The sequence below is a fragment of the Spirulina sp. CS-785/01 genome (genome assembly GCF_028330525.1).
GTDB lineage: Bacteria > Cyanobacteriota > Cyanobacteriia > Cyanobacteriales > Spirulinaceae > JAQMSD01.
Genome location: NZ_JAQMSD010000293.1, coordinates 41883 through 54071 on the forward strand (window position 1 = coordinate 41883; position 12189 = coordinate 54071).

At 45.7% G+C, this 12189-nt stretch carries 13 protein-coding genes; 3 read left to right on the forward strand and 10 right to left on the reverse strand.

From position 1 onward, the window contains the following. Positions 1-465: 465 nt before the first annotated feature. Complete coding sequence (locus tag PN462_RS19495) at positions 466-1659, forward strand: HetZ-related protein (RefSeq protein ID WP_272130502.1); 1194 nt, start codon at positions 466-468, stop codon at positions 1657-1659. A gap of 101 nt (positions 1660-1760) precedes the next feature. Here the strand turns inward: PN462_RS19495 and PN462_RS19500 are convergent, their stop codons facing one another. The 4 genes from PN462_RS19500 to PN462_RS19515 all read right to left on the reverse strand — a co-directional run bounded on the left by PN462_RS19500 (position 1761) and on the right by PN462_RS19515 (position 5189). Next, positions 1761-2024, reverse strand: coding sequence for a DUF3146 family protein (locus tag PN462_RS19500; RefSeq protein WP_272130503.1), 264 nt, complete (start codon positions 2022-2024; stop codon positions 1761-1763). Between the two features lie 202 nt (positions 2025-2226). Then, positions 2227-3156 (reverse strand): sulfotransferase family protein, encoded by a 930-nt coding sequence (locus PN462_RS19505; RefSeq protein ID WP_272130504.1) that lies wholly within the window; start codon positions 3154-3156, stop codon positions 2227-2229. Positions 3157-3333: 177 nt separating this feature from the next. Beyond that, on the reverse strand, positions 3334-3771 hold the full coding sequence (tsaE, locus tag PN462_RS19510; RefSeq protein ID WP_272130505.1) for a tRNA (adenosine(37)-N6)-threonylcarbamoyltransferase complex ATPase subunit type 1 TsaE: 438 nt from the start codon (positions 3769-3771) through the stop codon (positions 3334-3336). 2 nt (positions 3772-3773) lie between these two features. After that, positions 3774-5189, reverse strand: coding sequence for a gluconeogenesis factor YvcK family protein (locus PN462_RS19515; protein ID WP_272130506.1), 1416 nt, complete (start codon positions 5187-5189; stop codon positions 3774-3776). 265 nt (positions 5190-5454) lie between these two features. On the opposite strand from PN462_RS19515, the gene ruvC reads away from it, so the two are divergent. Next, entirely contained in the window at positions 5455-5934 is a 480-nt protein-coding gene (gene ruvC, locus PN462_RS19520) for a crossover junction endodeoxyribonuclease RuvC (protein WP_272130507.1), read from the forward strand. A gap of 61 nt (positions 5935-5995) precedes the next feature. Here the strand turns inward: ruvC and PN462_RS19525 are convergent, their stop codons facing one another. The 6 genes from PN462_RS19525 to PN462_RS19550 form a co-directional block, all read right to left on the reverse strand. Beyond that, positions 5996-6772, reverse strand: a complete 777-nt coding sequence (locus PN462_RS19525; protein WP_272130508.1) for an ABC transporter permease — start codon at positions 6770-6772, stop codon at positions 5996-5998. 50 nt (positions 6773-6822) lie between these two features. After that, the gene (locus tag PN462_RS19530; RefSeq protein ID WP_272130509.1) at positions 6823-7353 is read right to left on the reverse strand and encodes a universal stress protein; all 531 of its coding nucleotides are present in this window, start codon (positions 7351-7353) and stop codon (positions 6823-6825) included. 171 nt (positions 7354-7524) lie between these two features. After that, entirely contained in the window at positions 7525-8550 is a 1026-nt protein-coding gene (locus PN462_RS19535) for an ABC transporter permease (protein ID WP_272130510.1), read from the reverse strand. A 135-nt stretch (positions 8551-8685) separates the two neighbouring features. After that, positions 8686-9918 carry a DUF445 domain-containing protein gene (locus PN462_RS19540; RefSeq protein ID WP_272130511.1) on the reverse strand — a complete coding sequence of 411 codons (1233 nt, stop codon included), beginning with the start codon at positions 9916-9918 and terminating at the stop codon, positions 8686-8688. Positions 9919-10101: 183 nt separating this feature from the next. Then, a complete protein-coding gene (ubiE, locus tag PN462_RS19545; RefSeq protein WP_272130512.1) occupies positions 10102-10803 on the reverse strand; it encodes a bifunctional demethylmenaquinone methyltransferase/2-methoxy-6-polyprenyl-1,4-benzoquinol methylase UbiE in 702 nt (233 codons plus the stop codon). A gap of 260 nt (positions 10804-11063) precedes the next feature. Then, complete coding sequence (locus PN462_RS19550) at positions 11064-11531, reverse strand: NUDIX domain-containing protein (protein ID WP_272130513.1); 468 nt, start codon at positions 11529-11531, stop codon at positions 11064-11066. Positions 11532-11790: 259 nt separating this feature from the next. On the opposite strand from PN462_RS19550, the gene PN462_RS19555 reads away from it, so the two are divergent. Further along, positions 11791-12075 (forward strand): hypothetical protein, encoded by a 285-nt coding sequence (locus PN462_RS19555; protein ID WP_272130514.1) that lies wholly within the window; start codon positions 11791-11793, stop codon positions 12073-12075. Positions 12076-12189: the final 114 nt, after the last annotated feature.

Here is a 12189-nt window from a genome sequence, read left to right on the forward strand (position 1 = left end):
AAAAGCGTCGTTTCTCTGTTGGTGCGGGGGTTTCGGGGGTTTAGAAACCGGGTTTCTTATCTCAATTGTTCTTTGTTCTCCCTTCATGGTGTCGAGAAACCCGGTTTCTCTGTTGGTGCGGGGGATCTCTGATGACTGAAATTCCTTGCCACACCATGTCTTATGGTGATTTCGGACAGGATAATCCGCTTTTTTGGACTGTCCACACCCCTCCCTAGAATCGAAGTTGTATTAATCGAACAAGACACCCACCTCAGACAGGCTTCTTGTGGGTGTTTGGGAGGATTTTGTTGTTTTTTTTGACGAGAGAGGAAAAAAGACCAGATACCGTGAGGTTGAAGTTGTGACACAAACCTCCCCTGATCTCTTAGTGAAACCCCCTACAGTCATAGTAGAAGACAGGGAATTAAGGGCAACTTAATCCGCACTTCTACCGTCATTTTTTTTGCAAAGGGGCTTTACCAAATGAACGTTAACACTTGTAAATTTGTAGATCAATCTACTGATCCTAATAACCAGCATCCGGAACAATCCCAGCAACATCCTCCGTTAGAAGATGTACTACTGGATGAATTAAAATCGCACTTAGGTAAGATTTCTCGCTCTGCTCATGCAGTGGCCAACCGCATTGCCACAGAAGTCCGTCGCGTCTGTAATAAAAGCGCACGTATTCAAAATTCTGGTGAAATTCGGGCCCACCAACTCTATCTGGCCCATCACCGTCTCAATAAATGTCTGGCTTATCATAAGTTGGGGTCTCAACAAGGCCGCGTTGAGTTACATAGTAACCTCAGTGTGATGGTCTATCGTCACATTGCACCGAGTAAGGCCAGATTAGGTTTTTCGGGTCGCTATAATCTGATTGAGGATTTTCTCCAAGATTTCTATGTGGAGTCTCTGAAAGCCTTTCGACGGGAAACGGAGGTTTCTGAGGACTATCAACCGCGTACTCATCTGGAGTTGGCTGAATATATGGCGTTTACGGAACAATATGCGAAACGTCGCATTAATTTACCGAATGGCTATTCTCAACAGTTAATTATCTTGCGGGCCCAGACGTTTTCCCGTCGTCAACCCAAGGAAACGTCGGTGGATATTGAACAGGCTATCGAATTTCCCAAGGGAGAGGAGGGGGAAGCGCAAAAACGCTCTCCTGCGGTGCAACAGGTCCGGGCCCAAATGGTGGCGGATGTGCCTGATCCTTGGGAAACGGCAAAGCGCGATCGCGTGACGGCCTCTCTGTTTGAATATCTCCGGGCCCAAGGCCATGAGGACTGTGCCAATTATCTGGCTTTAAAACTGCAAGACCTCCCGGCCTCGGAAATTGACGAAATTTTGGGTCTCACTTCTCGTCAACGGGACTATCTCCAACAACGGTTTAAATACCATGTGGAGAAGTTTGCCCGCACGACCCATTGGGAAATTGTCCACCAGTGGTTAGAGGCCGGTTTAGAGCAACGTTTAGGACTCACGGAAATTCAGTGGGAGACGTTTCTTGCTCAACTCACGGATGAACAATTGCAAATTCTAGAACTGAAACAAGAAAAATTGAGCGATCGTGACATTATGAATGAGGTGGGGTTAACGGCGAAAAAGCTACAAAAACGCTGGACGGAGGTGCTAGAGTTAGCGGCTCAAGTCCGCAATGAGGAGAGTTGAGAGTTGAGAGTTGAGAGTTGAGAGTTGACGGTTCAACCACAAAGACACAAAGGACACAAAGGGGAGATGGGGGAGAATAAACAACAAGCAACAAATAACAATTAAAATTCTGCTCTCACCGTAAACTCATAGTCTCCCCCTGGTTCAAGTTGATAATCGGAGCGTTCGAGAAAACGACTTAGGGGTTCTACAATTAAGGCACGTCCTAAAGAGGGTTGAATTTTTAAGTTTCCTTGACGAAACCGCCACTGGAATTGCCATTCGTAAGAGGCCGCTTTGACTTCTCCTTCGATTTTTCCCTGTTGCCAAGATTGTCCGGTGATGCGGACATGGGCGGTGGTTTCTGGCAAACGTTTTGCACTCATCGTCTAGACTGGAGGGGGTGGACTGCAATTTAGACTTTATTTTATCGGGATTTTTTCGGCTAGGATATGGCATGGATTTTCCCCCGAATTAAATGCGGGGGAGTCTCAAGTATCTTATTGGATTTGTAAGTAGGAAACAGTTCCTCTGTTCGCTCTCAATGGGCTGTTGGGACGTTTCATGGAACGTCCCGATGAGATCTAGTTAGGTTTTCAACCAGTAGGTTAAATCGCGTCCTAGTAACTCTGAGAGGAGTTTTACGTCGTCGGTGTAGGTGTCTTGTAACAGCAGTTTCATTTCTGGGCTGAGGGGAGGTGCGCTTTGGGTGCGACGGTTGAGAAAGAGTAGGGCCCGGTGTAGTTTCAGGATGGCCAGTCGTTTCCACTGGGAGAGTTTATCTTTACCGGGGGGTTTGGACACTTTCTTTAAGAGGGAGTCGGGGGGATGTAAGAGGAGACGTTGGATGGTGGAGGAGCGATAGGTGCGACTGTGTTGACGTTGGGGAAAGTAGGTGCGTCCGTCGTCGGAGACTCCGAGGAAGTGGCAAATTTTTTGGTACATTTCTGGGGGATTGGCGATAAAATCGTCAAAGACGAGGACGAGGCAGCGATCGCGCCCTGCTAGTTCAAATAACCGTTGAATCCGTGTCCCTAATTGGGCAACATAGCGATATTGTAATAAACGGCGATCGCGGCATAATTCCGGCAAATAGTCCCCCTGTAACCGCCGTTCTTGCAGTTGCCAGGCTTCTTGAAAGTCTGTAACGTCCTCGTCCATAATATACAACATCCAGAAGTGATAAGACCGCAGCAGGTCGAGGGGATTCCGCACCATAGCAATCAATTTCCCTTCTGGATTCACTTGTAACACCCGTTTTAGGACTTCATCATCATATAAATACGTTACCGATGCTTCTCCAATGGCCGAATGACGTTGGGGGTTACAGTGACCAAAAAACTGCTCAATATATTGGCTGACATACTCCTCAAAGGAGATATCTTTGGGCGGTTGTAGGAGATAATGGGGTTCTTTGGGTCGAGATAAACAAATATTGGGATGTTCAGCAATATAAGAACTCAAGGCGGTTGTACCACAGCGAGGCGCACCCACAATAAAGAAGTTTGGTAAAGTCATGCAGCGTAGTTGGGGGTTGAGTGGACGTTCACTAGCCTGTGTATCTTAACATTCCCCCTCACCTTTGCAAAACGTTACAATTTTGTTGGTTGTTTGTTCTCCCCCATCTCCCCCATCTCCCCTTTGTGTCTTTGTGGTTCAACCGTCAACTATCAACTATCAACTATCAACTCCCCATCACAACAAAGGGGAGACAATAACCGCTTCTCGTCCCTCATCTGGGGTTAACTTGAGGGAAATTTGCCAATAGTGGGGGGGATGATAGGGGAGACGTTCTGACCATTCAATGGCGGTAATTCCGGGGGGGACTTCTACCCCTTCCCAGTAGAGTTCGGGGGTTAATTCTGCCACTTCTGCGGGACTGAGACGGTATAAATCAAAATGATAAAGGGGTAAACGGCCTTGGGAATACTCGTTAATTAGGGTAAAGGTGGGACTGAGAATGGGGTCAAGAATGCCTAACCCTTCTCCCAGTCCTTTGATCAGGGTGGTTTTTCCGGCCCCTAAATCCCCGTCTAATAATAAAACCGTATTGGGGAGCAGTTTTTGACCCAATTGACGACCCAAGGCGAGGGTTGCTTCTGTATCAGCTAAAATCAGGGTTTCTTGGTTCATTGCTATGCGGTTTGGGCCAATTCTTCTTGGAATTTAAAGCCGTGGGTTCTGCCGTACCACCGTAGAATAATTTTGGCTAGTCGGTGATGGTTGTGGCGGACATATCCGGTGTCTCGGTCTTCGTCCATGACGTTGGCTAAGACGACTCTACGCCCTAATTTGGCTACGTCTTCCCGGTCTAAAAAGACGGGATGGGAGTTTTCTTGAGCATAGCGGATTAAGGCTTGGGCTGAGGGAGACCGACGATGAACGATGACTGCATCAAAAAGCCGTTCACCACAGGCGTTGTCGATGGCGCGGATATGGTCGGAGACGCTGTAACCGTCGGTTTCGCCGGGTTGGGTCATGATGTTACAGACGTAGATGCGGGGGACTTTGGTTCGCGCGATCGCAGCCCGGATTTCCGGGACCAGTAAATTAGGAATCACACTGGTATAAAGACTCCCCGGGCCCATCACAATAAAATCCGCTTCTTCAATGGCCCGAAGGGCCGCAGGTAAGGCGGGAGGATGTTCAGGAATACAACCTACTTCAACAATTTTCCCCCCCGCTTCTGGGATATTCGATTCTCCTTCAACGCGGCGGCCATCGTCCATTCTCGCCCACAGTTTCACGTCCGAGAGGGTAGCAGGTAAGACGCGGCCTTGAACCGCCAAAACTTTAGAACTCGCCGCAATGGCTTGTTCTAAGTCTCCGGTAATTTCACTCATGGCGGTGAGAAACAAGTTCCCAAAACTATGGCCGGATAAGCCATCTCCTGCATTAAAACGATATTGAAATAACTCGGTTAATAATTTCTCCTCTGCGGCCAAAGCGGACACGCAGTTGCGGATGTCTCCGGGGGGTAATACGCCAATTTCCCGACGGAGACGACCCGACGACCCGCCATCATCGGCAACGGTGACGATGGCGGTAATATTGGCACTGTAGGTCTTTAACCCCCGTAAGAGGGTAGAAAGTCCTGTTCCTCCCCCAATGGCCACGATTTTGGGGCCGCGGTTGAGACGACGATGGGCCATTAAAACATCAATCAATTCCTCATCATTGTCTGGTTTTAAAACTTTGCTAATTGAACCAAAACTGCGGGTTTGTCCCCACAACACCAGAAAAACTCCGAATGCGACTGCTGCTGGCCCGGAAATATAACTTGGGACGGTATCGGCGATGGTTTCTAGGATGGTAGAAATTAATCCCATTAACCGGTAAACGGGGGTTAAGCCGACCCAAATGGCAATACCGAGAACTGTTAATAATATTCCCGTCATGCTAATGAGTAACCACCGTTTAATGAGAAGGCCGGGGGCCAACCACTTAAACCAACGATTAACTCTAGGGGGGGTGTATTGACGAACTGCCGTCCAACTCCTCTTTTCCACTTTCAGCGTCCGTAACGCTTGTTCAAATAAACCAATGGACATAATAATGACCGATTCTAAACTTTAGGGGCATTTAACTGAGTGTGAGGAATATCTCAAGTGTTCTAGCGTACCCTATTTGATTCTGGAGTAATGTTATAAAAATCCATGTTTAGGACTGGCTAGACCCCCTTGATGAATGGTTTGTCTGTGAGTGGTGTGTGTGCAAGATGTGGCACTTTGATTTTAGTTGCCTTTGTCCCGAAATGGGAGTTTTTTATGAAAACCCGTTTATAATGACGAGTTTCACTGTAACTAGAGGATAACGTTGCCACAAGATACTTGTATTTTAGGGATCGATCCGGGTTTAGCGACACTGGGCTTTGGGGCAATTACGGTTCAGGAGTCCCAAAGGTTGACGGTTCGGGAGTTTGGGGTTATTCGGACTCCGGCGAAATGTCCCATTGGCGATCGCTTGTGTACCCTGTATGATGATCTCCATACGCTCATTGACGAGATTAAACCGGATCGGGTTGCGATTGAGAAGTTATTTTTTTACCGGATGAGTAATACTATTTTGGTGGCCCAGGCAAGGGGGGTCATTTTGTTGGTGTTGGCCCAAGTGAAGTTACCCTATGTGGAGTTTACCCCCCCGCAGGTGAAACAAGCAATTACGGGGTATGGGAAGGCGGATAAGTTGGAGGTTCAAGAGGCGATTGCGTGGGAGTTAAGTTTGCAGACTATCCCAAAACCCGATGATGCGGCAGATGCTTTGGCGTTAGCTTTAACGGCGTGGTATTTGCAATGATGGGTAATGGGTAATGGGAGATGGGGAGGATGGGGGAGAACTATCAACTATCAACCATCAACTATAACTGTCTTTCAATTTTTAACATTCTTTGATAAAAGAACCAGCCTCCGGTGATCATGGCTAGGGTAAAGCCGAGTAAAATGAAGAAATGTTGGCGGATTTCGATTAAAGTTTCTCCGTTAGCCCACACTTTTACGAAGGATTCGTTCATGTGATAAATAGGGTTAAATTGAGCAATTTTTAAGAGAGTTTCGGGGAAAACAATGGTGGGAATGAATGCTCCCCCTAAAATTAATAAGGGAACGCCAAATGCAGCAACTAAACTATTGACATCTTCGGCTCTTTGTGCTAATAAGGTTCCTAAAATAAAGCCGACTCCTACATAACTGATAATACTGAGGAGGATTAAGCTAAAACCGAGTAAGATTGAGCCGTCGAATTTTGCACCGAGGAGGATGGCCAAGAGGGAGATGACGAGGGTTTGTAAAAGCGCGATCGCACCTTGAGCAACACAAATCCCCAAAAAATACCCAATCCCACTCAAAGGGGACAAAAACAACCGTTTTAAGGTCTGCTGCTCCCGTTCTGAGACGATTATAGCAACTGTCCCCCCAACACAACTAAAGAAAAAAGCAGCACCGACTAAAGTTGCAGGAGCAGCTAATTCCAAAGCCGTCCCTAGGGGTAACATGGCGCGATCGGCGACAATTACCCCATTTAACAACAAAACAGACACGGGAAACACGAGCCAAAAGATCAAACTCCGGCGACGGTGTAACAATTCTGTTAAAATCCGTTGCGCGACGGCTCGCATTTCTCGCCAGTATTTGCTCATGCCAGTATTTGCTCATTGAGGATCAAGAATAATTCTTGAGAAATTCGCCTTTACTGTACCACCATTACGGTACAAGGGGCATGGTGCAAGACATAATTACTAATACTTCCCATTAAGATCTCAGAAAGTCCTGTGCGGCCTCGACGGCCAATAACCACGAGATCAGCATCCCAATTTTCGGCAAATTTACAAATTTGGGGCCCAGGTTCTCCTTCCTTATAGTCAAATTCTGCGATAATCCCCCGTTCTAAGGCTTTTTGATGCTGGCTATTTAACCATGCTAACAAGCGATCGCGCTCCTCCTGTATCAGTTTCTGAGACTGTTGAAACCCTTCTGGGGAATAACTCCCCCCATAAATCCCGATACTCCCTGCGGCCAAAACGTTCGAGGTACTCGGTAACGGTTCGCTCAAACAATGGAAAATCATTAACTGACTCCCCAAGGTTTCCGCTAAGGTTAAGGCTTTCTCCATGACTTCAACACTGGTCGCTCGTCGATCTAAAGCCACTAAAACCTTCTTAAAAGAATGCTTGACTACAGGCGAATTAACAGAACTTTGTAAAGTTTCTTTGACTGCCATAATCTATCTCCTCCCCTATCGTCTCCGCTAACTCTGGTCATTAGCAGGGGTTTCCCACCAATTTCAGAGTTAGAAAAGATCGGGAATTTTGTTAAAAACGATTTAATTTTAGGGTGACATAAATTACACAAAAACGAGACAATCTGACAGAAAAATTAACAGACCGTATCCCTAATAACGAATACGAGGATCAATGTAGGCATTGATCAAATCAATAACAATACTGGCAAATACCACAATCACCCCAAAAAACACCATAATCCCCTGTACAGTGGGATAATCCCGCAGTGTAATGGCCTCATAGAGACGATTTCCTAACCCCGGCCAAGAGAATGTCACCTCGGTTAATACCGCACCCCCCAGTAAGGTAGCAATGGTCAATCCTAGCACTGTAATCACAGGAATTAAGGCATTTTTCAGTCCATGAGCAAATAAAATCCGTCTTTCGGGAATCCCCCTTGCTCTTGCTGCTTCTACATAATCCGATCGCAGGGTTTGTTTTAAATTCACCCGCACCATTCGTTCAAAAATCCCACTCAATAACAACCCCAAAGATAAACAAGGTAATGCGAGGTAATGGAGTGCAGTCAAAAACTGTCCTAAATTCCCCGTTAGCAAACTATCGAGGGTATAAAGTCCCGTCAGGGTTGTGGGAGACTCTGCACCCACAGGAAACCGCGTCCCCAAGGGAAACCACCCCAACTGCACGGAAAAGATCAGTTGAAAGACCATTCCCATCCAAAATAAGGGGAGTGAATAGGTAATAATGCCAAATAACCGTCCCCCTGCATCAAAAATAGTCCCCGGATGGGAGGCCGCAAACATTCCTACTCCCACCCCCAGTAAGACGGCCACTCCCATCCCATAAAAGGTCAATTCCACTGTTGCGGGAAAATGCTGCACAATTACTTCCCAGACGGATAACCCCTGACTACTGAGGGAGCTTCCTAAATCAAAGCGTATAATTTGACCGAGATAGTTGAGATATTGTAACCAGAGGGGGTCTGAGAGGCCGAGACGCTCCCGTAATGCTTCTTTTGCTGCTTCGGGGGCCCGGTTGCCTAAAATCGCGTCTGCGGGGTCTCCTGGGGTTGCTCGCAGCAGGAGAAAGACGATGGTGACAATGGTCCACAGCATGAGGGGAGCGAGTAAGATACGGGTGAGGATGTAATATTGTAGTGCTTTGCTTCGGGACATTTTCACTTTGAGTTCAACAATTAACAGTTAACAATCAATAAGCAATCATTATATTTTATCCTACTGACTTTCAGTTTGCTTGTATTGGCTAGGAAAATAATCCCAAGCGAATCCATAATGGATAATTAGAGTATTTTAACTTCTTAATAGGAAAAATATACTTTGTAAGACTCCGATCCCAAAGCCTAAAATTCCTCCTAAATTAACAATGGCCTGGAGTTCGTTTTTGACGATTCCTTGGACGGTGTTTTCGAGTTGTTCTGCGTCGGTGGCATTGACGCGATCTACAATGACTTGATCAATAGCTAAAATGGGGATAATTTGACTCACTAAGCGTTCTAGGTCTTCTTCTAAATAGCGTTCTAAAATTAAAGCGAGTTCCCAACTAATGGTTTGTAAGGAGGTGTTGACTACTTCAGAATTGCGTAAATTTTTAATTAGAATAGCGGCGAGTTTATCCCAATCTACTGATGTTCCTAATCCTTGAATTAAATTTCCTCCTTTTTCTTGAACGTACTGACGTACGGTGTCTCTGGTGGTTTTGCGGAGTTGTCGGACGGTGGAGAGGGGGAGGTTTTGTAGGGAAAAACTTTGTAACCAGATACGGATGCGATCGCGCACTTCCAGAGACAAGATTAATTCCTTTAAACGAGCATTGGCAATTTCTTTTTCGTCTAAACAGAATGTCCGCAAGCGAACCAAGGAATTCTTGAGACCAAATAAATTAGCCACCACCCAAGTAGTACCACTGGTTTTCTCCCGAAATCCTTCATCAATAATCTGAATATTTCGATCGGTGAGAAAATCAACTAAAGCTTGTCTTAATAAGTCAGGAGGTAAAACAACTTGTAATAACCAATCCGCCAATTTCTTGGCCTGAACATCCGTGAGACGAAACTCTAAAATAACTTGGTCAAAAATATGATTAATTTGGTCTTCGAGGAAATTTTCCCGTCTTGCTAATGCTTTCAGTAAACGAGGTAAAGACCCACTAAATAAGTCTCGTAAAATTTCTCCTAAAATTTTCGCAGTTTTTTGTTCTCGATCTTCCTGAATTTGCTTTAATGCCAGTTGTAACAACCATAATAAGGCACTTTGTACCCGTTCCCGTTGTAACAGTCGTCTGGCTAAATTTTGTAACTCTCCTGGGGTTAAGAGTGACCCCATAATGGTATCAGAAACCCGTTTGGCTAACCGTTCTTGGTTACGGGGAATGAGTCCGGGGGTGAAGGGGAGTCGTTTTTTACCAATATAAATCGGTTTATAAGGCCGAAATAACATTTTGATGGCTAAGTCGTTGGTGAAATAGCCAATAATCCCCCCTGCAACGGGGGGGACAATATATACCCAAAGTTGTGATACATCCATGCGTATAGCAGTAAACAGTAATCAGTAAACAGTACAGTAATCTTTTAGTCGTGAGGTTTGCTGATGATTGTCCCGTCCTAACGTATCCCCGTAATGCAATAATAAAGAATAGCTGGGTGATCAGTGAGTTTTGAATCACTTCTGAATCACCAACCATGAATCACTAATCGTGAACCCGAATAGCTACTTAGTTAAGAGTAAAACACCCATCATCCCCCCTGCAAGGGAATAATGGGTTGCGTGTTGAAACTTGGCCTGATATCCGAGTTTAACCTGTTCTTGGCCGGTGGGGAAACGGTCTAAACTGGGACTAATATAAGCGTAGTCTGCTTTCAGGTTAAATTCCGTTGCGGTGGGGACAACGATGGTGTCGAGATACCACCGTTGGAATTGCTGCATGAGGGAGTTAGTGGGGTGGTGAAAGTCGAGAATAGCTGCTTTTGCGTGGGGTTTCAGGACTCGGTGTAATTCTTGCAGACTGCGGGGGATGTCGGTGACGTTGCGGAGGCCATATCCCATTGTGGCACAGTTGAAGTAATTGTCCTCGCAGGGTAATTCTAGGGCATTTCCCTCGACCCAAGTACAGTTTATCATGGGGAATTGGCTGGCTCTTTTTTGCGCGATCGCAAGCTGTTCCCTCGCAAAGTCCACCCCCACCACTCGTCCCCGTTGTCCCACTGCTTTGGCCAATAATAAAGCAATATCCCCACTCCCACAGCAAACATCCAACGCAGTCTCTCCGGGTTGAGGAGAGGCCCATTTAACGGTCATTTGTTTCCAAACCTGATGCAGTCCCCAACTCAGACGATGGTTCAATTCATCATACACGGGGGCAATCCGATTAAACAAGGTCTGCACTTGTTCGGGGGAATAGGTTGTGGTCATATTAACGGGTACTAGGTAATGGGTAACAGGTAATTGGTGATTGTACGGTGAGACCCTAGATTTCTTTACACAGTCTTAATATATTTTCACAAACAGAAACCCAATTTCGTTTTCCAAGAAGACTTACTCACAGACAACTTAGTTTAGACTATTACTCAACCCGACTATACCCAGTCAGTGATCTCCCTCAATCTCCCTTAATAAGGGGAACTTTCACGCTTTTCCCCCCTTTTCAAAAGGGGTTAGGGGGGATCATCCAGTTAACCTGAATACTTACCCCAGTTATAATACGCGAATTGCACTAACTCCCGTTGTTCTCGCCAAAAAAATTCCGGTAACTCCTCCACAGAATGCCAATGTAACGTGAATTTTGATTCTGTCGGAGTTCCGTATTTTTGTTGGGTTGAATAGAGAAAATAATGAGTAATTTTCCAATAGGTTCGAGAATAATTTAACCGTTCTCGAATGCCTAATTTTCCCAATAAATTTAATTCTGTGAGTCCTGCTTCTTCTTCTATTTCTCGTCTCGCTGCTTCTTCTGGAGTCTCTTCCCCTTCAAGATGTCCTTTGGGGAGGACATATTCCGGTTTTTGATCATTGCGGACTAAAGCGACTAAAATTTGCTCATTTTCGGGTCTAAAAATTACCCCTCCTGCGGAATAACTTTCGGGAGTATTTGCGGGTCTTTGATACCACGTTTCGTCCAGAATAGATTTATACTGAATCATGGGAAAGTTGCTGCATTGTTGCTAGTCCTTCAGAGGAAGACAGAGACTCCTTTTGTCTCTAGTCCTCAACTCTTTTATTGACATCCTCCCTCACATCCTGCGAGGGTCTTCTCTCACAAGAAGATAATGCCAGATTATAGCATTGTACACCCTCACCCCCTCTCCCAACTGGGGAGAAAGGGAAACAATTGTCTTGCCCTGTTGCAGACTGCCATATACGGTAAAATAATAGAGTCAAGTGTCTCTATTCTGTTTAACCGTGTTTCCTGTACTTAAACCCATTGTTGAGACCATTCAACCCTTTCTGATCCCCATTTGCTTAGTGGTTGCTTGGGGGTTTATCCTCTCCTTGGGGTGGGGACTGTTTAATGGAGTTCGTTCCGCCGTTAAACGGGGAAGAACCATGCACCAAATTCCCTGCACCCATTGTAAGTTTTTTACCAATGATTACCGTTTAAAATGCACCCTCCATCCTAGTATTGCCAACACAGAAAAGGCGATTCGCTGTTTAGATTATCACCGCTCGTTAAAAGCTAGACATTGATTGACATTGTTCAATTTTTGTTGACTTAGAAAGGGACGAGCGTGCAGACTCAGCCATAAATCCTGTAAAAAGGTAGGCTACCTTGAGAGGGTCATCACACCCAAGTGTAAACGC

Bases quoted from the DNA above. Each gene is read 5' to 3' on its own strand.
- PN462_RS19525 (WP_272130508.1), bottom strand. From the start codon at position 6,772: ATGAGCAAATACTGGCGAGAAATGCGAGCCGTCGCGCAACGGATTTTA.
- tsaE (WP_272130505.1), bottom strand. From the start codon at position 3,771: ATGAACCAAGAAACCCTGATTTTAGCTGATACAGAAGCAACCCTCGCC.
- PN462_RS19515 (WP_272130506.1), bottom strand. From the start codon at position 5,189: ATGTCCATTGGTTTATTTGAACAAGCGTTACGGACGCTGAAAGTGGAA.
- PN462_RS19550 (WP_272130513.1), bottom strand. From the start codon at position 11,531: ATGATTCAGTATAAATCTATTCTGGACGAAACGTGGTATCAAAGACCC.
- PN462_RS19530 (WP_272130509.1), bottom strand. From the start codon at position 7,353: ATGGCAGTCAAAGAAACTTTACAAAGTTCTGTTAATTCGCCTGTAGTC.
- PN462_RS19535 (WP_272130510.1), bottom strand. From the start codon at position 8,550: ATGTCCCGAAGCAAAGCACTACAATATTACATCCTCACCCGTATCTTA.
- PN462_RS19505 (WP_272130504.1), bottom strand. From the start codon at position 3,156: ATGACTTTACCAAACTTCTTTATTGTGGGTGCGCCTCGCTGTGGTACA.
- PN462_RS19500 (WP_272130503.1), bottom strand. From the start codon at position 2,024: ATGAGTGCAAAACGTTTGCCAGAAACCACCGCCCATGTCCGCATCACC.
- PN462_RS19495 (WP_272130502.1), top strand. From the start codon at position 466: ATGAACGTTAACACTTGTAAATTTGTAGATCAATCTACTGATCCTAAT.
- PN462_RS19540 (WP_272130511.1), bottom strand. From the start codon at position 9,918: ATGGATGTATCACAACTTTGGGTATATATTGTCCCCCCCGTTGCAGGG.
- ubiE (WP_272130512.1), bottom strand. From the start codon at position 10,803: ATGACCACAACCTATTCCCCCGAACAAGTGCAGACCTTGTTTAATCGG.